This is a genomic window from Paenibacillus sp. fava2 (assembly GCF_058313675.1).
This window is the reverse complement of sequence record NZ_CM177755.1, coordinates 4,801,171-4,821,390: the sequence shown is the minus strand read 5'-3', so window position 1 is coordinate 4,821,390 and position 20,220 is coordinate 4,801,171. Positions and strand designations below refer to the sequence as shown.

At 54.3% G+C, this 20,220-nt stretch carries 21 protein-coding genes; 20 read left to right on the top strand and 1 reads right to left on the bottom strand.

The annotated features are described in order from the left end of the window. Positions 1-168: 168 nt before the first annotated feature. The 5 genes from AC4G46_RS21170 (at position 169) to AC4G46_RS21150 (ending at position 3,944) form a co-directional block, all read left to right on the top strand. Entirely contained in the window at positions 169-723 is a 555-nt protein-coding gene (locus tag AC4G46_RS21170; protein ID WP_491124449.1) for a Rieske (2Fe-2S) protein, read from the top strand. 5 nt (positions 724-728) lie between these two features. Then, positions 729-1,400: a menaquinol-cytochrome c reductase cytochrome b subunit gene (gene qcrB, locus AC4G46_RS21165; RefSeq protein WP_042178168.1), complete on the top strand. Its 672-nt coding sequence runs from the start codon at positions 729-731 to the stop codon at positions 1,398-1,400. Positions 1,401-1,428: 28 nt separating this feature from the next. Further along, complete coding sequence (locus tag AC4G46_RS21160; RefSeq protein WP_491124448.1) at positions 1,429-2,307, top strand: c-type cytochrome; 879 nt, start codon at positions 1,429-1,431, stop codon at positions 2,305-2,307. A 96-nt stretch (positions 2,308-2,403) separates the two neighbouring features. Continuing rightward, positions 2,404-3,051, top strand: coding sequence for a DUF1405 domain-containing protein (locus tag AC4G46_RS21155; RefSeq protein ID WP_491124447.1), 648 nt, complete (start codon positions 2,404-2,406; stop codon positions 3,049-3,051). A gap of 56 nt (positions 3,052-3,107) precedes the next feature. Further along, positions 3,108-3,944, top strand: a complete 837-nt coding sequence (locus tag AC4G46_RS21150) for a sporulation protein YpjB (protein WP_491124446.1) — start codon at positions 3,108-3,110, stop codon at positions 3,942-3,944. A gap of 627 nt (positions 3,945-4,571) precedes the next feature. Here AC4G46_RS21150 and AC4G46_RS21145 read toward each other — a convergent pair. Beyond that, complete coding sequence (locus AC4G46_RS21145) at positions 4,572-5,441, bottom strand: YitT family protein (RefSeq protein WP_491124445.1); 870 nt, start codon at positions 5,439-5,441, stop codon at positions 4,572-4,574. A gap of 158 nt (positions 5,442-5,599) precedes the next feature. Here AC4G46_RS21145 and AC4G46_RS21140 point away from each other — a divergent pair, with 158 nt between their 5' ends. The 15 genes from AC4G46_RS21140 to AC4G46_RS21070 all read left to right on the top strand — a co-directional run bounded on the left by AC4G46_RS21140 (position 5,600) and on the right by AC4G46_RS21070 (position 20,220). Beyond that, positions 5,600-5,929 (top strand): nucleotide pyrophosphohydrolase, encoded by a 330-nt coding sequence (locus tag AC4G46_RS21140; protein WP_491124444.1) that lies wholly within the window; start codon positions 5,600-5,602, stop codon positions 5,927-5,929. 59 nt (positions 5,930-5,988) lie between these two features. Continuing rightward, a complete protein-coding gene (locus AC4G46_RS21135) occupies positions 5,989-6,510 on the top strand; it encodes a tetratricopeptide repeat protein (RefSeq protein ID WP_491124443.1) in 522 nt (173 codons plus the stop codon). Between the two features lie 35 nt (positions 6,511-6,545). Next, complete coding sequence (gene dapB, locus AC4G46_RS21130) at positions 6,546-7,349, top strand: 4-hydroxy-tetrahydrodipicolinate reductase (RefSeq protein WP_068723337.1); 804 nt, start codon at positions 6,546-6,548, stop codon at positions 7,347-7,349. 17 nt (positions 7,350-7,366) lie between these two features. Continuing rightward, positions 7,367-7,789, top strand: a complete 423-nt coding sequence (mgsA, locus tag AC4G46_RS21125) for a methylglyoxal synthase (protein WP_277468383.1) — start codon at positions 7,367-7,369, stop codon at positions 7,787-7,789. Further along, positions 7,789-8,499: a bacillithiol biosynthesis deacetylase BshB1 gene (gene bshB1, locus AC4G46_RS21120; protein ID WP_491124442.1), complete on the top strand. Its 711-nt coding sequence runs from the start codon at positions 7,789-7,791 to the stop codon at positions 8,497-8,499. Before mgsA ends, bshB1 begins: the two co-directional genes overlap by 1 nt. An 84-nt stretch (positions 8,500-8,583) precedes the next feature. Continuing rightward, a complete protein-coding gene (bshA, locus tag AC4G46_RS21115; protein ID WP_491124441.1) occupies positions 8,584-9,741 on the top strand; it encodes an N-acetyl-alpha-D-glucosaminyl L-malate synthase BshA in 1,158 nt (385 codons plus the stop codon). A gap of 10 nt (positions 9,742-9,751) precedes the next feature. After that, positions 9,752-11,182, top strand: coding sequence for a CCA tRNA nucleotidyltransferase (locus AC4G46_RS21110; RefSeq protein ID WP_491124440.1), 1,431 nt, complete (start codon positions 9,752-9,754; stop codon positions 11,180-11,182). Continuing rightward, on the top strand, positions 11,172-11,972 hold the full coding sequence (locus AC4G46_RS21105; protein ID WP_491124439.1) for a biotin--[acetyl-CoA-carboxylase] ligase: 801 nt from the start codon (positions 11,172-11,174) through the stop codon (positions 11,970-11,972). Before AC4G46_RS21110 ends, AC4G46_RS21105 begins: the two co-directional genes overlap by 11 nt. A gap of 325 nt (positions 11,973-12,297) precedes the next feature. Further along, entirely contained in the window at positions 12,298-13,164 is an 867-nt protein-coding gene (gene panB / locus AC4G46_RS21100; protein ID WP_491124438.1) for a 3-methyl-2-oxobutanoate hydroxymethyltransferase, read from the top strand. Position 13,165: 1 nt separating this feature from the next. Then, positions 13,166-14,056, top strand: coding sequence for a pantoate--beta-alanine ligase (gene panC / locus AC4G46_RS21095; protein ID WP_491124437.1), 891 nt, complete (start codon positions 13,166-13,168; stop codon positions 14,054-14,056). Beyond that, a complete protein-coding gene (gene panD / locus AC4G46_RS21090; RefSeq protein ID WP_068728666.1) occupies positions 14,049-14,432 on the top strand; it encodes an aspartate 1-decarboxylase in 384 nt (127 codons plus the stop codon). The genes panC and panD overlap by 8 nt, the downstream gene beginning before the upstream one ends. A gap of 114 nt (positions 14,433-14,546) precedes the next feature. After that, the gene (locus AC4G46_RS21085; protein WP_491124436.1) at positions 14,547-15,188 is read left to right on the top strand and encodes a tetratricopeptide repeat protein; all 642 of its coding nucleotides are present in this window, start codon (positions 14,547-14,549) and stop codon (positions 15,186-15,188) included. Between the two features lie 114 nt (positions 15,189-15,302). Continuing rightward, positions 15,303-18,161 carry an ATP-dependent DNA helicase DinG gene (gene dinG, locus AC4G46_RS21080; protein WP_491124435.1) on the top strand — a complete coding sequence of 953 codons (2,859 nt, stop codon included), beginning with the start codon at positions 15,303-15,305 and terminating at the stop codon, positions 18,159-18,161. Between the two features lie 117 nt (positions 18,162-18,278). Then, on the top strand, positions 18,279-18,932 hold the full coding sequence (locus tag AC4G46_RS21075; RefSeq protein ID WP_221797995.1) for a redox-sensing transcriptional repressor Rex: 654 nt from the start codon (positions 18,279-18,281) through the stop codon (positions 18,930-18,932). Continuing rightward, a complete protein-coding gene (locus AC4G46_RS21070; RefSeq protein WP_491124434.1) occupies positions 18,919-20,220 on the top strand; it encodes an amidohydrolase in 1,302 nt (433 codons plus the stop codon). Before AC4G46_RS21075 ends, AC4G46_RS21070 begins: the two co-directional genes overlap by 14 nt.

Below are 20,220 nucleotides of genomic sequence, written 5' to 3'. Positions count from 1 at the left end.
TGTCACAAAATAGACAAAATTCTTGACGGGTATTGGGGCCTAAGCTATGATAAGGGTGAATTGATATGACATGTGATTTATGTCATTGTAACCGGATTCTTTACATTAAATGACTGTGCATGACCTGCAGGTGCCTTCTCCATTTTTGAAAAGGGGGTTACACACCGTATGAGCAGTTACAATGAAGAGCCTGAAATTAATCCGCCCAAACCGCCCAGCCGCAAGGAGATGTCCCGCAGGCAGTTTCTGACCTATACCCTTGGCGGAGCCACTGCATTTATGGGAGCAGGAGTCCTTCTTCCCATGACGCGTTTTGCTGTAGACCCTATTTTACATAAGCGGGGGGAAGGGGAGTTCATCAAGGTTGCAGAGGTCTCGCAAATAACCGATGTTCCGCAGGAGTTTAACTTTGAGCTCAAGCAGCAGGACGGCTGGTATGCCAGTACAGCTACATTGACGGCGTGGATCCGAAAAGATGAGGGCGGAAATATTTATGCGCTTTCACCGATCTGCAAGCATCTGGGCTGTACGGTGGGCTGGAACAATGATAAGGCTTTTCCCGACGAATACCATTGTCCCTGCCATGGCGCACGTTACACGAAGCTGGGCAAGCAGCTGGCGGTTGCAGCTAAGCCGCTCGACCAGTACAAGACCAAGATTGAAAGCGGATGGGTGTATCTGGGTGATATTGTACCTAATACCGAAGCCAATAAGGAGGCGTAGCCCTGATGTTTAAAAATATCTATAACTGGATTGATGAACGTCTGGATATTACGCCAATCTGGAGAGATGTCGCCGATCATGAGGTTCCTGAGCATGTCAACCCGGCCCATCACTTCTCGGCATTCGTGTACTGCTTCGGGGGTCTAACCTTTTTTATCACTGTCATTCAGATTCTGTCAGGCATGTTCCTGACCATGTATTATGTACCGGATATTATTAATGCCTATGCCAGTGTGGAATATCTGCAAACCAAGGTTGCTTTTGGCCAGATCGTACGCGGCATGCACCACTGGGGGGCTAGTCTGGTCATTGTCATGATGTTCCTGCATACGATGCGCGTGTTCTTTACAGGCTCGTATAAAGCGCCACGCGAGATGAACTGGGTGGTGGGAATGCTGATCTTTTTTGTCATGCTGGGTCTGGGACTGACCGGATATCTGCTGCCATGGGACAATAAGGCTTATTTCGCCACCAAGGTTACACTGGAAATTGCCAACTCCGTGCCGGTTATGGGTCCTGTGTTAAAAGAGCTGATGCAGGGCGGAACGATTGTCGGTGCAGAGACGCTTACCCGCTTTTTCGCCCTTCATGTATTCTTTCTCCCGGCGGTCCTGCTTATACTGCTCGTCGGACACTTTATTATGATCCGCAGACAGGGAATATCCGGCCCGCTGTAGGCTAATCGACGAAAGGAGGGAGAACGGAATGGCACATAAGGGCAAGGATGGATCCGGGGAAAAGGTAGTGTATGTCGGTGACTCCCGTGTAAGGAAGGGCAGCGGATTTATTACGCCGCCTGACTATACGGCTTACCCGGGGAAATCGGAGGCGTTCATTCCGAACTTTCTGCTCAAGGAATGGATGGTCGGGGTAGTTGTGCTGGTAGGCATTCTTGTGCTCACGATTTCCGAGCCTGCACCACTGGGATTTCCGGCAGACGCCAGGGCTACTGTTATTCCAATTCCTGACTGGTATTTTCTGTTTCTCTATCAATACCTGAAGCTGCCTTATGCCTCGGGTGATTATATCGTGCTGGGAACCCTGGGAGTCACAGGTGTGGCTTTCGGCGCACTGCTGCTTGCCCCGTTTCTGGACACAGGCCGTGAACGGCGCTTCTACAAACGGCCGATTGCTTCCTCACTGATGCTCCTTTCACTGGCGGCGATCGTCTATTTAACCAATACGGCCTGGACTGAATATAAGCATGAAATGGCTGAAACCGGCCAGATCCCGGAAGATGTGCAGCGTGAGGAGAAAGCTGCGGAGAACAGGGCCAAGGGCTTGCCCACCACCAGTGCGGTACAGCCTGAGGATATCGCAATCGTGGACAAGGATGATCCGGCGATGGCACTCTTCAAGCAGGCGACCTGCGTCACCTGCCATGCTGTGGATCTGAAGGGCGGGGGCGGGCCTTCCCTGCGCGGGGTTGGCGATACCCATGATCAGGCGGCCATCCTGGCCATTATCAAGGAGGGTCAGGGCCAGATGCCGCCGATGTATGAAACGGCGCTTGGTGCCGGGCTTACCGACCAGGATATCGATTCGCTGGCGGCGTGGCTTGCCAAACAAAAAAGCGAACAGTAAAATAATGATAACGCGAACCTGATCGTATTCTTGCGGTCAGGTTTTTGTCTGTGTAAAGACTGTGAAATGTTCTGATCTGAGAGGGTGAAACTGTGTATGCCGGTTAACATGTTAGACAAGCTGTTCAAGCACCGGGGGATCATATGGCTGCTCTTTATCGTCAATCTCCTTGGAACGATTTACGGATACATATGGTACGGCAATCAACTGGAGTATACTGCGCAGAACTATCCGGCCTGGCTGCTGCCGTTCGTGCCGGACAGCCCGACAGCCAGCCTGTTCTTTACAATTGCGCTGTTACTGCTGCTGTATCCCCCGAAAGGCATCAAGGGGACGCTGGTGCGTGAGCTGATCGAAGCGCTGGCTGTAGTTACTTCTGTCAAGTACGGCATATGGGCGGTTGGTGTTATTTTTGCCGGGGGATACCAGGGAGATACGGTCAGCTGGAAGGACTGGATGCTGGTGGTGTCGCATACCGGAATGGCGGTAGAGGCCCTGATCTATGCCCGGTTCTTCTCGTTCCGGCGGATGCTGCCGGTGGCTCTGCTCTGGACGCTGGCTAATGATATGGTTGATTACTCAGCAGGAGTCTATCCTTGGCTGCCGTCAGTATTGGACGACGATGTAACCCAGGTGCAGTATCTCACGATTCTCCTGACGCTGCTGAGCGCTGTCGCAGCCTGGGTAGCCGGCCCGAAGATAAGGCGGCAAGAGCCCTTGCAGCGGACCGGAATCCGGCGCTGACGGGCTGTTCTAACTCTTGTCCTCCTGCCATAGATTAAGGGTAGGAGGGATGTCTCATGCCGCGCAAGTGTTATAGGGTGCTGAGTGGATTCATATTGTGCTGGCTGCTTGCCGGCATGATCGGCGGGAGTGTATCTGCAGGGAGCGGAGCCCCGGCGCTGACCGGCAGTAACGGAGCAGAACGGCTGGAACAGGCGGCTGAAGCACTGTACAGCTATGTGCTGGAAGGTGATGTGGTTAAAGCAAGGCAGAAGAGCGCGGAAATCTCCGAGATCTTTGTGTCTTCCACTTTTGACGGACTGACTTCGGTTGAAGGCGTCAATGCGCTGTCCGGGGTTATTATGGATCTCAAGGCGACCCTTGCGGCTGCCCAGATCGATCCCGGAAAGTGGGAAGCGGCAGCAGCCAGAATGAGGCTTGCCGCCAACAGTCTGAACCATCCGCGTCAGCCGATGTGGCAACAGTATTATAAGCTGATCCGTGAGGATCTGAACGATATGGAGCAAAGCGCCGTGGCCGGTAACACGGAAGGGTGGAAAGCTGCGGTCTCCCGGCTGCAGAGCAGATATGACACGATCCGCCCGGCGGTCGTTATCTCAAGCCGGCCGGAAGCTGTCAGCGCCTTTGACTCCTGGCTGTCTTATGCAGCCGGGGTTACCGGTTCCGCTCAGCCTCCCGAACGTTCGCGGCTGCTGGAGATTGTCTCCTACGGCCAGGACGCGGTGAGGGTGTTATTCGGCAAGGAACGCGATGAACCTGCGTTATCCCTGCCGCTTGCCCCTGCAGAATATGGAGCCTGGGGTCTGCTGGCAGGTGTCTTTATCTTCACCGCTCTCGCCTACGCCGCTTTCCGCAAATACCGGGGCGAGCGCGAGGATCTTAGGCCGGTATAGGACGGCGGTGCTGGACTCTCTGCTTGCTGGAACAAGTTGTTCAGCGCCGCTATAAGGTGACTGATTCTGAATAATTTTAAATTAAGGCTCCTCTCCCGGCTAAATGCTGTCAGAGGAGCCTGTTGGCGTATGCACGTTTGATGAGCTGTAGTGGTGGAAGAGTAGGGGGGCATATGAGGATGGGGGCTTGTCATGAGGATGGGATGACATAAGGACGGGATTATACAAGTACCGGATGTCATGAAGTCGAGATAGACAAGAACGGGATGGCACGAAGACGGGATGTTATGATGACGGATGGACAAGAATGGGATGGCACAAGGAGCAGATCACACAAGGACGGGATCGCTTAAAGTACGGTAGCGGTAGCGATCTGTTGCATATTGTGCAATAGAATCAGGAAAATCAGGCGAAAAAAGAAAATCTGTTGCATTTCGTGCAACAGATTTTCCGGTTGAAGGCCTTTTGGAGCTCTAGAGGTAAAATCTATTGCAGAGAATACAATAGATTGACAATAAGGAGCTGGAAACTGGCAGATCTATTGTACAAAATACAATAGATTGGTGCAGCTGCTATTTTAAAGCCACCGTTTTAGGAATAAGTCCTGCTAATTCAAACCCAACTAACTCAGGACTCCCGGAAGCCCTCGCCCATTACATCGTGTACATCGCTGATAATCACGAACGCCGTAGGATCGACGGATTTGACCAGCTGGCTGAGCCGGCGGATCTCCTGGCGGGAGACGACGCAGTAGACCATATGCTTTGCCTGCTTGGAATACGCGCCGATGGCCGGAATCAGCGTTACACCGCGTTCCATTTCGGCAGTAATCAGGTCGGCAATCTGCGGGGCATCATCGCTGATGATTGTGAAGGCTTTGGCGGCGTATGCCCCCTCCTGGATAAAATCAATGACCCGCGATGCGATGAAGACGGCCACCAGGGTGTACAAAATCTTTTCACGGGGTATGTAGAGCAAGGATGCGCCGATAATGATAATATCGACAACGAGGATAATCTGGCCCATGCTCCAGCCAAATTTACGTCCCAGGATGCGAGCCACGATATCAACCCCGCCGGTTGTTCCGCCGTAACGGAAAACAATGCCCAGGCCAAGGCCGAGTGTAACGCCTGCATATAATGAAGCAAGAATAAAATCATGCTCCGTTGTGAACGGGACGAGCCACCCCTTGTCAATCGCCTGTTCGAACACCCAGAGGAAAAAAGTCAGGGAGCCGATGCCGAGTCCGGTATAAACAATCTGGTTGGAGCCTAGCACTTTCCAGCCCAGCAGAAACAGCGGAAGGTTCAGCAGCAGGGTGGTTAGGAAGATTGGAATGCTGAAGGCATAATTGAGCAGGATGGTAATCCCGGTTACTCCGCCCTCCATCAGCTGGTTGGGAACAATAAAGTACAAAAGCCCGAACGCATAGACCGCTGTTCCCAGCATGATGGGTGCTATGGTTTTACCGATATTCATTACCTTTAATGAGTTCATTTAATCCCTCGCCTAGCCCTTATACGGGCAGAATGTTCTAGCCTGGCTTTCATGAGGTGAAGCAGTAAATATAAAAAAGATTTGTCTTCAAAACGTCTTTACGATAACATAGGGGCAAACATAAGGCAAGATCATACAGGGGGGCGCAGCTGCAAATTATGGAAAAAAGTCTAACCGAGATTCAGCGCGAAGTTGACGCTTATATCTCTCAGTTTAAGGAAGGTTACTTCAGTCCGCTGTCCATGCTGGCCCGGATGTCCGAGGAAGTCGGGGAGCTGGCGCGTGAAGTAAACCATCAGTTTGGTGAAAAGCCAAAAAAAGCCGATGAAGCAGACAACTCCATTGAACTGGAGCTGGGTGATATTCTGTTCATTACGGTTTGCTTTGCGAATTCACTGGGGATTGATCTGACCGAGGCTCACAATAAAGTGATGCACAAGTTCAACACCCGTGACGCCGGCCGCTGGACCCTTAAAAACACCGATTAGGCCCTTATATCATATGCTGTACCAAACGAACGGGATTTAGCCGTAAGGATGGTGAGTATATGGATCATAACGATTATATCAAGGCCGCATACCGTTCCATTTTGCGCAGCGATTTCGCGCAGGCGATTGAATCTTTTGAGGCTGCAATTTCAGCCAGCCCGGACGATGCCGAAGTCAGATACCGGTGCTCCATTACCTACGCCCGCAGCGGGATGGTGGAGAAAGCGCTGGAGCATGCGGTCGCTGCGGTGAGACTCGATGATATGAAGCCCGAATACCGGCTGCATCTCCAGCATCTGCAGGCGCTTCAGCTTGTGCAGGAGGCCAAACATCTGCTGGAAGATGATGCGGGCGGGACATCCAATCCGTATCATCCGGTTACACTTCTTAAAGAAGCAATTACGCTAGACCCCTTATACGGAGACGCCTATGTATGGCTGGCCATTGCGCACAGCCGGATGAATGAGCATGTACAGGCGATCGCCGCCATGAAAGAAGTCATTGCGCTTCATCCGGATGATACCGGATTGCGCCAGCTGATGAAAGACCTGCAAAGGTCATTGCAAAAATATATCCATTAAAAAATGGAACCAGTAGAAGCGAGGAGGATTTAAAGGTGAGCGACAAGATCAGAGTGATTGTCTCCGGAGCAGGAGGCAAAATGGGTAAAGAGGTTGTTAAGCTGGTGCTGCAGGATGATGAGCTGGAGCTGGCAGCAGCAGTAGACCGTTCCGCAGTCGAACGTGATGCGGGCCGTATGGTGGGACTGGATGAATGCGGAATAACTGTTACTTCCGATCTGGAAGCTGCCTTAGCAGGGAGCCGCGGAGATGTAATGGTTGATTTTACGATTCCGCAATCGGCTTATGCCAATACTTCGCTTGCAATCAAATACGGGGTGCGTCCGGTTATCGGGACAACCGGGTTCACTCCGGAGCAAATTGCCGAGCTGGACAAGCAATGTCAGGAGCAGGGAATCGGCGGGCTGATTGCCCCGAACTTCTCGATCGGAGCAATTCTGCTGATGAAATTTGCCGCACAGGCATCGAAATATTTCCCGCATCTGGAAATTATCGAGTATCATGGAGATCAGAAGCTGGATGCCCCTTCGGGTACAGCGATCAAGACGGCAGAAATGATCTCAGAAGCCAGAGAAGAGCTGCGCCAGGGCCATCCGCAGGAGGAAGAGCTTATTGAAGGCTCGCGGGGCGGCTATTATAACGGCTTCCGTATTCACAGCGTGCGTCTTCCAGGTGTATTTGCGCAGGAAGAGGTTGTGTTCGGCGGCTTCGGGCAATCGCTCAAAATCCGTCATGATTCGTACGAACGGGCAGGCTATATGCCAGGGGTTAAGCTGGGAGTCCAGAAGGTAATGGGGTATACCGGACTGATCTACGGCTTCGAGCATTTTATTGAATAGACAGGGGAGAGACCAACATGCTAAAGATTGCCTTTATCGCACATGACCGTAAAAAAGAAGAAATGGTCAATTTCGTTACCGCCTATGAAAATGTTTTTACCGGGCTGGAGCTGTACTCTACCGGAACAACGGGACAGCGGATTATGGAAGCAACCGAGCTGAAAATCAACCGGTTCATGTCCGGTCCACTCGGAGGCGACCAGCAGATCGGCTCTCTGGTAGCGCAGGATGAGCTGGATCTGATTATTTTCCTGCGTGATCCGCTGATGGCCCAGCCGCACGAGCCGGACATTACGGCGCTGCTCCGTTTGTGCGATGTGTACGGCATCCCGGTGGCGACCAATATCGCAACGGCGGAAATTCTGGTGAAGGCAATCGACCGCGGGGATTTCGGCTGGCGGGAGCTTGTACATAAGTACAAACCGGGTGTGGACGAGTAATGAAGCTGGACATACTTGTATTCGGGGCGCATGCCGATGATGCCGAGATCGGTATGGCCGGAACCATTGCCAAGCATACGGCTGCGGGTCTGAAGGTAGGCCTGTGTGACTTGACCGCTGCCGAGATGTCATCGAACGGCACTGTGGAGCGCCGCAAGCAGGAAGCGCAGCAGGCTGCCGATGTGCTTGGTGCTGCTGTGCGCAGTAATCTGGGGCTGCCTGACCGCGGCCTGTATATGACGGAAGGGCATCTGGCTGCGGTGACCGCAGAAATCCGCCGGTTTGCTCCGGCTGTCGTATTCGCGCCTTACTGGGAGGACAGGCATCCGGATCATATCGCCTGCAGCAAGCTGGTGGAGGAGGCTGTATTTAATACCAAGCTGCGCAAATACATGCCGGACAAGCCTGCGGTGCCTGCACCGCTGCTGTATTTTTACTTCATCAATGACCTGGGCCGTACTGACCTGATTGTGGATGTAACGGAGCAATATGCTGTGAAGGAGCAGGCACTGTCCTGCTACCGTTCCCAGTTCGAAAAAGCTCCCGGCGAGGATGTGGTATCCACCCCGCTTAATGAGGGATACATTGAACGCGTCCGCTCACGGGATATGCTGCTTGGCCAGCGCAGGCTCATTCCCTTTGCTGAAGGCTTTGCCACCAGGGTTCCCCATGCTGTTGACCTGTTCCTTAACGGGGGCAAGGCGGAATAAGCTTTATTTTGTTGTGCGATGCAACTATAATAAATCCATGACATTACTTAAAGTAAGAGATCAGTCTACGAAGGGGACGGAGCTATGAACCGGCTAAAAATAGGCATCACCTGTTATCCGTCTCTGGGCGGCTCGGGCGTAGTGGCGACTGAACTGGGCAAGCTTCTGGCGGAAAAAGGCCATGAAGTCCATTTTATTACACACAGTATCCCGTTCCGGCTTGGAACGTTTCAGAAGAATATATTTTATCATGAGGTTGAGGTTAACGATTATTATGTGTTCCGTTATCCTCCTTATGATCTGGCGCTGGCGACCAAAATGGCCCAGGTAGCCAAAATGCAGGGGCTGGATCTGCTTCATGTCCATTATGCGGTACCGCATGCCGTCTGCGCATTTCTTGCCAAGCAGATGCTCGGCAATGATATGAAGGTTGTTACCACCCTGCACGGCACCGATATTACGGTGCTGGGGCAGGATGAATCACTCAAGGATCTCATCCGGCTGGGCATTAATGAGAGTGATGCGGTTACTGCCGTTTCAATGGATCTGATCAACGAAACCCGGAAGGTTCTGGATATTACAAGAGATATCGACCTGACTTATAACTTTGTTGACAAGCGGGTCTATTATCCGCGGGATGTAACGGACCTCCGCGGCGATTATGCCGATCCCGACGAGAAAATCCTGATGCATATCAGTAATTTCCGCCCGGTCAAACGGGTGGGCGATGTGGTTGATGTTTTTGCCAAGGTGAGCCGGGAGATCAAGGCGAAGCTCCTTCTGGTAGGGGAAGGTCCGGAGCTGCCGAAGATTCAGGCCAAGATCAACGAAATGGGCCTTGAACACAAGGTACGCTTCCTCGGCAAGCAGGATGAGATTGCACAGGTGATCTCGCTGGCTGACCTGCTGCTGCTGCCTTCGGAGAAGGAGAGCTTCGGGCTGGTTGCGCTGGAGGCGATGGCCTGCGGCGTGCCTACGATCGGTTCCCAGGCTGGCGGCATTCCGGAGCTGGTTCAGCACGGCAAAACCGGCTTCCTGGCGCCGATTGGCGATACGTCTGCTATGGCCAAATATGCCGTGAAGCTGCTGTCGGATGAGGCGTTGGCCGAGCAGTTCCGCGAGGCTTGTCTGAAGCGTTCCTGCAATGACTTCAGCCGGGACAGCATTACGAATCAATATGAGGATATTTATTACCGTGTGCTGGGGCGCAAGGTGCTCGGAATGGATGCCATCCGGGGGTAAGGAGAACGATATGGAATGGACAATGGCACCGGACGGTATGGCGGCGGCAGCCCGGAAGGTGATTACAGGGCTGCTTGAGAGCGGCCGTGAGGCTTATTTCGTCGGAGGCTGTATCCGCGATGAGCTGCTGGGCCGGCCGGTTCATGATATCGACCTGACCACTTCGGCGTTGCCCGAGGAGGTTATGGCCGTCTTTCCGCGCTGCATCCCGACAGGGCTTGCCCACGGGACGGTTACAGTGCTGCAGGACGGCTTCAGCTTTGAAGTGACGACTTACCGGACGGAGAGCGGCTATGCCGATCACCGCCGTCCGGAGCATGTCTCCTTTGTAAGCGATGTTAAGGAGGATCTGCGGCGGCGTGATTTCACCATCAATGCGATCTGCTGCGGGCTTGACGGGGAGCTGGTCGATCCGTTTCTGGGGGCGCAGGATTTAAGCGCCCGGCTGATCCGCTGCGTAGGCAGTGCGGAGGAGCGCTTCGAAGAGGACGCACTGCGCATGCTGCGCTGTGTGCGGTTTGCGTCGGTGCTGGATTTTGCCATCGCCAAGAATACGTGGCGGGGGCTGCTGCGCCAGCGCGACAAGCTGGCGCATATTGCCGTCGAGCGCGTGCGCGCCGAGACGGAACGCATTGCCCTGGGGCCGCACCCTGTGCGCGGCCTCGGCCTGCTGGCGCGCAGCGGGCTGCTGGCGCGCGGCAAAGCCCCGTTCCCCTGGACCGGCGAAGATTTGGCGGCAGCTGCCGCCATACTGGCCGGGATCGGGGAACTGGACAGCGCCCGCCTGCGGTGGGCGCTGCTCCTCCATGCCCTGGGGCAGTCGGCCGAAGCGGCCGACAAGCTCCTGCGGGCATGGACGTTCCCGGGGGCGGCGCGCAGCTCCGTCGCCGCCGTGCTCCGCGTCCGCGAGGCGTGGGACGCGGCACTGGCCTCTGTAGCGACGGATTCTCCCGGCGCTACAGAGCAATTGCGGCGGCGCTGGATCGCCGCCGTGCTGTCCATCGGCGCGGAAGCTGCCGATGGGTGGGTGACGCTGCTGGCGTCGCTGCCGCAGGCCGCCGCAGGCAGCGCAGGCGGCGCGGAGCAGCCTGCACAGAGCACCGGCATGGCAGCGCCAGCCGGCAAGCCCGTCTTGCGTGCAGCTGACAGCGCAGCGCCAGCGGGCGGTCCCGTCTCACGCGCAGCTGACAGCGCAGCGCTGATTCGCCAGCACATCCCGCCCGCGACTCTCCAGTCATGGACCGAAGAGATGCCAATCCGCTCGCTTGCCGAACTGGCAGTTTCCGGCAAGGAGCTGGCCGGTCTGCTTGGGAAGACTCCCGGGCCGTGGCTCGGCGTGCTGCTGAATAAGTTGCTGCTGGCTGTAGCGGCGGGGGACTGCCCGAATGACCAACAAGTACTGCTTCAGGAAGCAAGAAGGATGGATATAGATGAATCATGATAAGATGGCTGCCCCCGGCCTTCCGGCACGGGACAGCTTCGTTTCCGGCTGGCAGGACCGGCTGCAGCTGCTTGACTCGGTGGTTTCGACTCAGGAGGAAGCGAAGAAGCTTGCTGAGGCAGGTGCCCCTGAAGGTACAGCCGTCCGGGCTGAGGAACAGACCGGCGGCCGGGGCCGGATGGGCCGGAAGTGGCATTCGCCAAAGGGTAAGGGCATCTGGATGAGCATTGTGCTCCGCCCTGACCTCCCGCTTGCCCTGACGCCGCAGCTTACGCTGCTGGCCGGGGTGGCTGTCTGCACAGCCATCCGTGAAGTGACCGGTGTGCCGGCCGGAATCAAATGGCCGAATGATCTGCTGGCCGGCGGACGCAAAATCTGCGGTATCCTGCTGGAATCCTCCCTCCGGGAAGGAGGCCTGCATTATGCCATCGCCGGCATCGGAATTTCCGCCAATCTGACTCCGGAGGACTATCCTGATTTCCTGCAGGAGGTCGGCACTTCTCTCCTGATTGAAGGCGGAGGCATCCCGGTCGACCGTGAACAGCTGACCCGGGCTGTGCTGACTGAGCTGGAATATCTCTACTGCCTGTACCTGGATCAGGGATTCCGGCCGGTGAAGGAGCGCTGGGAATCTATGTCGGTGACGCTCGGACGCCAGATAAGCTTCACAACAGCCCAGGGCCGCTCTGAAGGCAAGGCAGTGGGGCTGGATGAGAACGGCGGACTGCAGCTGCTGGATGAGGCTGGCAACATCACCAGCATCCTGTCAGGAGAGATAGAAATGATCTGATATGACAAGGGTTCCATCCCTTGTCATATTTTTTTCGTGTAATTGGCGTCGTGTTTTGGTATACTATGGACAGAGACGGTATCGCCTTGGCGCGAACTGTACTCCGGCTAGGCTTTAATAACTGAGTAATTGCTTTTGGATGTACCTTCATAACTGTACAGGACGGTTACGTTGGATTCTGCTCTGAGCCGTAAGGACCGAGACAGAAGGGACGATCGCGAGTGACTCTTTTTTGCCCTTCGGACCTATTTAGCCGATTATGCTAAAGGGTTTTTTTGTTTGCGCGTTTACGCGTACTTTAACTGCGAAAAGGGGAATGGAGAGAGTGGCTGACAAACATGCACTGAACATTGTAAAGATGAAAAAAATGAAAGCGGAGGGTGTGCCCCTGAGCATGCTGACCGCTTATGATTATCCTTCGGCGCTGCTGGCCGAAGAGGCGGGGATTGACCTGATCCTCGTTGGTGATTCACTGGGAAATGTGGTACTCGGCTATGATACGACACTGCCGGTAACGATCGACGATATGGTCTACCATACCCGCTCTGTCGTCCGCGGGGCGCAGAACACTTTTATAGTGGCTGATATGCCGTTTATGACCTATCACGGTGGTGTGGATGAGACACTGCGCGGTGTACGCAGACTGATGCAGGAGGGCCGTGCCCATGCGGTTAAGATGGAAGGCGGGCTGGAAATCTGCGAAGCCGTGTCTGCTGTCACTAAGGCGGGAGTGCCGGTTCTCGGACATATCGGCCTGACTCCGCAGTCGGTCAATATGATCGGCGGCTACCGGATTCAGGGGAAGGACCCTGAGGATGCACAGCGGCTGATGAATGAGGCTAAGGCGCTTGAAGCGGCCGGTGCTTTCGGGATTGTACTTGAGCTTGTGACTGAAGAAGTGGCGGAAGCCATTACAAAGGCGCTTAGCATTCCGACGATCGGCATTGGAGCAGGACGATACTGTGACGGTCAGGTGCTCGTGTTCCATGATCTTGTGCGCTATGCTTCGCCATACCGGGAGAAGCGTTTCGTCAAAACCTATGCCGACGTCGGCAGCATTATCCGCGAGGGGATCAGCAGTTATGTCAAGGAAGTGAAGGAGCGTTCCTTCCCTGCTGAGGACCATGTTTTTAACGCGGATGAGCATGTACTGGAATCTTTATACGGCGCTGCCGGAAAAGGAGAGAAGTAAGATGAGAGTGGTCAGAACAGTAGCACAATTGCGCGAAGCACTTGATTATATGCGTCAGGGAGGGCATACTCCGGTTGGTTTTGTGCCGACTATGGGATACCTGCACGAAGGACATGCCAGTCTGCTGCGCAAGGCCGGTGAGAAGAGCAATACGGTGGTGATGAGCATTTTTGTCAATCCGCTGCAATTCGGACCGAATGAGGATTATGCCTCTTATCCGCGTGACGAAGCACGCGATCTGGAGCTTGCTGAGCGGGAGGGCGCAGATATCGTCTTCATTCCGAGTGTGGAGGAAATGTACCCGCAGCCTACACTTACCAAGATCTCGGTATCCTCACTGACTACCAGTCTCTGCGGCGCTTCCCGTCCGGGGCATTTCGACGGTGTAACTACTGTAGTTAACAAGCTGTTTAACATGGTACAGCCTGATTATGCATTCTTCGGTCTTAAGGATGCCCAGCAGGTAGCGGTACTGCGCCGCATGGTATCCGACCTTAATATGAATGTTGAAATTATTGCCTGTCCAATCGTCCGCGAGAATGACGGGCTGGCGCTCAGCTCGCGCAATGTCTATCTGTCTGCAGAAGAGCGCAGCCAGGCGCTTGTGCTGTCCCGTTCATTGAAGGCTGTTCGCCAGGCAATGGACGAGGGTGCGGTCCGTACTGCTGATGAAGCCCGGACGCTTCTTGTCTCGGAAATTTCCTCTGCGCCGCTGGCCGTGATCGATTATGTGGAAATTCTGACTTTCCCTGATCTGGAGGCTCTGGAACCGGGATCAGCGCTTACTGCCTCCGATAGTGAGATCATCATTGCGCTGGCAGTCAAATTCGGCAGAACCCGGCTGATCGACAATAATGTATTTATTCCGAAGGAGGTTCCCGCCCTTGTTTAGACATATGATGAAATCCAAAATTCACCGGGCGACGGTGACAGAAGCCAATCTTAATTATGTAGGAAGCATTACGATTGATGAGGATCTGATGGAAGCAGCCGATCTGCTTGAGAACGAAAAGGTACAGATTGTGGACAACAACAACGGCTCCCGGCTGGAAACCTACGTTATTCCCGGCCCGCGCGGCAGCGGCGTCATCTGCCTGAACGGGGCGGCGGCCCGCCTGGTGCAGCCTGGCGATACAGTCATTATCATCTCTTATGCAATGCTGTCCGCTGATGAACTGGCCGGCCACAAGCCGACGGTTGTGTTTGTGGATGCTGACAATAAGCCGGTCAAGCTGGCTGACCATGAGCTGCACGCTACAATCGCCTGATAAGGCAGCTGCAGGCCATGTAATCAATGGCAGGGATGAACCGCCCCGACTTTGCGAAAAATGAAGGCAGGCAAGCTTAGGCTGATTTCATGTTCAGTAAAGGGGGATGGCCCGATGTTTCAACATTTATTTGCTGAGATGAACAAGATGCTCCAGGAGATTGCCCGTGACTACCCCTCTTCAGAGGGAGAGTACCGGAATGAACTGATCCGCAAGTACAACATGCTTCACAGGCTCAGTGATAAAGTGATGGATGAGTGGCTGGCCTTTGCCGAGCAGCTGAGCCAGTTCCGGGAACAGACTGAGCTTGCGCTCGAGCCTGAGGAAGAAGTGCCTCAGCAGGAGGCGCCAGAGCTTGCCATGGATTCTTTTGTCCGGGGCCAGGGGTATTATAAGCTCCTGATGTACGGCAAATGTATCCAGCAGTTTCAGGAAGTGATCCGGCGTTATCCGGACAGCCTGGCCGCCCGGCTGTATCTGGCCATGGCTTATCTGCAGGAAGGGGACGGGGAGACGGCCTGGAGCCATCTGAACCATATGCTCGCCCTGATCCGGGAGAGCAAGCTTAAGGCGATGATCTATAATGCATTGGGCTGCATCAGGGCCTCACAGGAGCGCTTCCTTGAGGCAAGTGAACTGTTCGGTTTGTCTTTGCAGTATGATCCGGCTCTGCCGGAGCCGAATGTCAATCTGGAGGTCTGCCGCAAAAAGGGCGGTAAGCTCCAGTTCGGGGACCAGCTTGTTTCGCTTTTGTAATCATAGCCTTCATTTAGGCGATGCATCCACTTGAACAAGCGGCTTGCATCGCCTTTTTACGTAACTTCTGTTATGCTGATATGGAGTCTCAAGTGAAAGGGAATAGAACTTACAATGAAATTTGCCGTGCTTGATTTTGAAACTACGGGAACCCAATCTGTGGGTGAGATCATCCAGGTTGGCCTTGCCATTATAGAAGAAGACCGGTCTGTTTCCCGGGTATATGGGTCCTATGTCAAGCCCGGAACACCGATTCCTCCTTTTATTACAGGCTTGACCGGCATAACCGACGCGGATGTTGCGGATGCGCCGGAGCTGGATGAAATGATGATGGAGCTGGTCCCGCTGCTGGATGATGTTGTGCTGGTAGGGCATAATGTCGCATTTGATTTTCACTTTTTACAGAATGCCCTGGACCGCTGCGGCTACTTGCCGTTTCAGGGCCGGATTCTCGATACGATTGATTTTCTCAAAATATGCTTTCCGTCGCTGACCACCTATCAGCTCGGTGCAGTCAGTGCGCATTTCAAGCTGACGCATGAGCGTCCGCATCAGGCTGACAGCGATGCATTGGCCACTGCGCTCGTGCTGCTTAAATGCCTTGACGAGCTGTACAGCCTGCCGCTGCTGACCATTCAACGCCTGAATGAGCTGTTTGCCGGCGAAGATAGCGATCTGGCCTGGTATTTTGATGGCCTGCTTCATGAGCGGGAGATGGAAACCTTCCAGCCGGAGGGCGAGCTGACCTTTCACCGTCAGCTGGCACTTGCGGTCGGCGACTGGAATGAGCTTGTTTCACCGCGCGAGGAGGGTTCCGGCAATCCTTTGGAGAATGTATCCTTTGAGGACTACATGGCTGAGGTAACAGCCCGGCTTAAGGATACGTTACCGCAGTATGAGACGCGGGAAGCACAGGAGATAATGATCGGCGAAGTAAAGACCGCCCTTCAGGAAGAAAAGCATCTGCTGATTGAAGCGGGTACCGGCACCGGCAAATCGCTGGGCTACCTGCTGCCGGCTATTTATCATAGCGTGCGTACGGACCAGAAGGTGATGGTCAGCACACATACAATCAATCTGCAGGATCAGCTGCGTGAGCGCGACATCCCCCTCCTGACTACAGTGGTCCCGTTTCCGTTCAAGGCTGCCGTCTTTAAGGGAAGAGGGCACTATTTGTGTCTGCGCAAGTTTGAACATAAAATAAATAACAAGGACTTCGTAAGTACCAGGGAAGAAACGCTTACAGCAGCACAAATGATTGTGTGGCTTACCCAGACGCTGTCCGGTGACGATGAGGAGCTGAATCTCAGCGGCCGCGGCGGCGACTTCTGGGAAAGTGTAGCCAGTGACACCGACTCCTGTCTGGGCCGGTCCTGTCCGTGGTTCCGTAAATGCTACTACCACCGGGCCAAGCATGAAGCCGGAATTGCCGATGTAGTCATTACGAATCATTCCAAGCTGTTCGCAGATGTAAAGGCGGGACATCAGCTGTTGCCTGCCTATGAGCATCTTGTTATAGATGAGGCCCATCATCTGGAGGATGTGGCGGGCAAGCATCTGGGCATGCAGATGAAGTATTTCACTGTGGCCCATACGCTGACACGGCTATACAAGGACAGTAAGAGCGGCCAGCTCCCGGCACTGCGCCAGACCCTGCAATCATCTGGAAGCGAGCAGGCCTCCGAATGGAGCAGTGTCATCGACCGGATCTATCCGGATCTGCTTACCGTCAAGGAAACCTGGGATGTGCTCAGCGACAAGCTGTTCGGACTGCTGCCAGACCGCAGTGATGCGGCAGCTGGTGAGGCCGGACAGCTGGTGTCACGCCTGCACCCCGGCAAGAAGCCAAGGGACTGGGAGGAGCTGGCTGCGCTGGAGAACACACTGAATCTCAGCCTCAGTGATATTATCCGCAGGGGCGACAAGATGCTCAGTGAAATGCGCGATACCGACAGCCAGTCCTCCTCGGACAGTCTGGTAACCGACATCGGCGGCCTGTTTAAGGATCTGGCCTCGATCCGCGAGCAGATCCGCTTCTTCATGGGCCTGAATGATGAGAATGTTGTGTACTGGATGGAAGGCAGCAGCAATTACCGAGGCAAATCCCTGCAGCTGTATGCTGTACCGGTAGATGTCAGTGCCCAGCTCAAGGAGCTGTTCTTCGACAAGAAGAAAAGTATAACGCTGACCTCTGCAACGCTGTCTGTGGATAAATCCTTCCAGTTCATGATCGATAATCTCGGACTGGGCGAGGCTGCGGAGCAGGACAGGCTGATGACAGCGCTGCTGCCTTCACCGTTTAATTACCGCGAACAGGCACTGCTTGTTATCCCGCGTGATTTTCCGAGCGTAAAGGGCAGTGTAGGGGATGCCAGGTTTGTTGACAAACTGGTGCACTCACTGGCAGAAGCTGCTGTGGCAACCAAAGGCCGTATGCTGGTGCTGTTTACTTCCTATAAGATGCTAAGGCAGGTCTATGACCCGCTTAAGGATGCACTGGCCGCAGAGGACATCGCTGTACTTGGGCAAGGTGTAGAAGGGGGGAGCCGCAGCAAACTGATCCGGCGTTTTCAGGACAATTCTGCGGCGGTACTGCTCGGAACCAGCAGCTTCTGGGAAGGCGTGGATATTCCCGGAGATGCGCTCAGCTGTCTGGCGATTGTCAGACTGCCGTTCCAGCCCCCGAACCACCCGCTTGCAGAGGCCAAAGCCGAGCTGCTGCAGGCACAGAAGAAGAACCCGTTCATGAAGCTGTCGGTACCCCAGGCGGTCATCCGCTTCAAGCAGGGCTTCGGCCGGCTGGTTCGCACCGCCCAGGATCGGGGAATTGTCATTGTATATGATACCAGGGTCATCGAGTCTTACTACGGGAAGTATTTCCTGTATTCACTGCCCGGCCCCAAGATGGAGCATATGCTGACTGACCAGATGGTTCCGAGAATCGAGGAATGGCTGGAGGGCGGCATTTCCTAAACTGCATTCATTTCATTCTTAGTCTAGTTCCGCATCAGCTTCCTGTTTGCTTGAGTATCGGGGAGCGGTGCGGCTTTCATACACATCCGAGTTATACTAAATTTAGGAGGAGAAGACATGAAATCGGACAAAATATCGGAGGCTGTCGTACGCAGGCTCCCAGTGTATCTGCGTTTCTTGAATGATCTCCAGAAACGCGAAATTGCAACCGTTTCTTCCCAGGAGCTGGGACAGAAACTTGATCTTAATCCGGCACAGATCCGCAAAGACCTGGCTTATTTCGGGGACTTCGGCCGGAAGGGCATCGGCTACGATGTATCCTATCTGATTGAAAAGATCCGCCATATCCTTAAGCTTGACCAGCAGATCAACGTGGCTCTGGTCGGTGCGGGGAACCTGGGCCACGCCCTTTCCAATTATAATGCTTATCTGAAAGATACGATGAAAATCACTGCCGTATTCGACTCCTACGCACCCAAGGTCGGCCAGAAAATCAACTCCCTGACGGTTCAGCCGATGGAGGAGCTGGGCCAGACCATCCGTGAGCAGGGGATCCGGATCGGCATTATTACCGTACCGGACAGTGAAGCGCAGAATGTAGCCGACATTCTGGTGGAATCGGGCATCGAGGCTATTCTTAATTTTGCTCCGGTTATTCTGAAGACTCCGCCGTCGATCCGTATCCATGCGGCCGATTTTACGACTGATCTGCAGAGCCTTGCCTACTATTTGCATGACGGAAAGGAAGAAATTACCGATGAGCAGCAATAAAACGATAATCGCGAACGGCCGGTTTCTTGTAGCTGGCTCACTTCAGCCTGTCCTGAGCGGTTATATGACGATAGAGGATGATCTGATCACATACATAGGAGAAGATAAGCCTGCAGCAGAAGAAGGCGTTCTGACGGTTGACGGCAGCCGTCTGCTGTTCATGCCCGGACTGGTCAATACCCACGGCCATGCGGCGATGTCGCTGCTGCGCGGATATGGCGATGATATGGTGCTTCAGACTTGGCTGCAGGAAAAAATGTGGCCGATGGAAGCGAAATTTACCGGTGATGATGTGTACTGGGGAACAGCCCTGTCCGTTCTGGAGATGCTCAAGGGCGGAACAACTACCTTCCTTGATATGTATGATCATATGGACCGGGTGGCCGAGGTTACAGAACAGTCGGGTATCCGTGCTGTTCTGATGCGCGGTGCTATCGGTCTATGTCCTGAAGATGTGCAGAACCAGAAGCTCGCAGAAGCCGTGGAATTTGCCCGTAACTGGCACGGCAAAGCGGACGGCAGAATTACGGCAATGCTCTCGCCTCACGCGCCTTACACCTGTCCGCCGGACTTCTTCGTGAAATTTGTTCAGGAGGCTCATGATCTGGACCTGCCGATGCACACGCATATGTCCGAAACCCGCCATGAAGTGGAGCAGAATGTGACCGATTACGGCCTGCGTCCGGTGGCACATCTGGAGAAGCTGGGCATGTTCACCCGCCCGTCTCTGATCGCCCATGGTGTTCATTTGAATGATGAAGAAATTGAAATTTTGGCCAAATACAGTGTGGGAGTATCCCATAATCCGGGCAGCAACCTGAAGCTGGCAAGCGGGGTTGCACGTGTGCCGGACCTGCTTCGTGCGGGAGTCAAAGTCTCACTGGGCACTGACGGGGCGGCAAGCAACAACAACCTCGATATGTTCGAGGAAATGCGTCTGGCTGCGCTGATCCATAAAGGAGTCAGCGGGGATCCGACCGCCGTACCTGCGCCGGAAGCGCTGCTGATGGCAACGGAATACGGGGCAGCTTCCATCTTCCTGAACAATGTCGGCCGCCTGGCTGCTGGCATGAAGGCGGATTTTATTGCCATTGATATTGATCAGCCGCATCTGCTGCCGCATTCTGACCTGCTCTCCCATGCGGTATATTCGGCAAGTGCCAAAGATGTTGAGCATGTCTGGGTTAACGGCAAGCAGGTTGTTAAGCACGGCCAGTGCCTGACACTGGACGAAGAGGAGATCCGCCGCAAAGCGCAGGAAACCTTTGAAAGCCTGCTAACAAGATAA

Bases quoted from the DNA above. Each gene is read 5' to 3' on its own strand.
- AC4G46_RS21170 (WP_491124449.1), top strand. From the start codon at position 169: ATGAGCAGTTACAATGAAGAGCCTGAAATTAATCCGCCCAAACCGCCC.
- qcrB (WP_042178168.1), top strand. From the start codon at position 729: ATGTTTAAAAATATCTATAACTGGATTGATGAACGTCTGGATATTACG.
- AC4G46_RS21160 (WP_491124448.1), top strand. From the start codon at position 1,429: ATGGCACATAAGGGCAAGGATGGATCCGGGGAAAAGGTAGTGTATGTC.
- AC4G46_RS21155 (WP_491124447.1), top strand. From the start codon at position 2,404: ATGCCGGTTAACATGTTAGACAAGCTGTTCAAGCACCGGGGGATCATA.
- AC4G46_RS21150 (WP_491124446.1), top strand. From the start codon at position 3,108: ATGCCGCGCAAGTGTTATAGGGTGCTGAGTGGATTCATATTGTGCTGG.
- AC4G46_RS21145 (WP_491124445.1), bottom strand. From the start codon at position 5,441: ATGAACTCATTAAAGGTAATGAATATCGGTAAAACCATAGCACCCATC.
- AC4G46_RS21140 (WP_491124444.1), top strand. From the start codon at position 5,600: ATGGAAAAAAGTCTAACCGAGATTCAGCGCGAAGTTGACGCTTATATC.
- AC4G46_RS21135 (WP_491124443.1), top strand. From the start codon at position 5,989: ATGGATCATAACGATTATATCAAGGCCGCATACCGTTCCATTTTGCGC.
- mgsA (WP_277468383.1), top strand. From the start codon at position 7,367: ATGCTAAAGATTGCCTTTATCGCACATGACCGTAAAAAAGAAGAAATG.
- bshB1 (WP_491124442.1), top strand. From the start codon at position 7,789: ATGAAGCTGGACATACTTGTATTCGGGGCGCATGCCGATGATGCCGAG.
- bshA (WP_491124441.1), top strand. From the start codon at position 8,584: ATGAACCGGCTAAAAATAGGCATCACCTGTTATCCGTCTCTGGGCGGC.
- AC4G46_RS21110 (WP_491124440.1), top strand. From the start codon at position 9,752: ATGGAATGGACAATGGCACCGGACGGTATGGCGGCGGCAGCCCGGAAG.
- AC4G46_RS21105 (WP_491124439.1), top strand. From the start codon at position 11,172: ATGAATCATGATAAGATGGCTGCCCCCGGCCTTCCGGCACGGGACAGC.
- panC (WP_491124437.1), top strand. From the start codon at position 13,166: ATGAGAGTGGTCAGAACAGTAGCACAATTGCGCGAAGCACTTGATTAT.
- AC4G46_RS21085 (WP_491124436.1), top strand. From the start codon at position 14,547: ATGTTTCAACATTTATTTGCTGAGATGAACAAGATGCTCCAGGAGATT.
- dinG (WP_491124435.1), top strand. From the start codon at position 15,303: ATGAAATTTGCCGTGCTTGATTTTGAAACTACGGGAACCCAATCTGTG.
- AC4G46_RS21075 (WP_221797995.1), top strand. From the start codon at position 18,279: ATGAAATCGGACAAAATATCGGAGGCTGTCGTACGCAGGCTCCCAGTG.
- AC4G46_RS21070 (WP_491124434.1), top strand. From the start codon at position 18,919: ATGAGCAGCAATAAAACGATAATCGCGAACGGCCGGTTTCTTGTAGCT.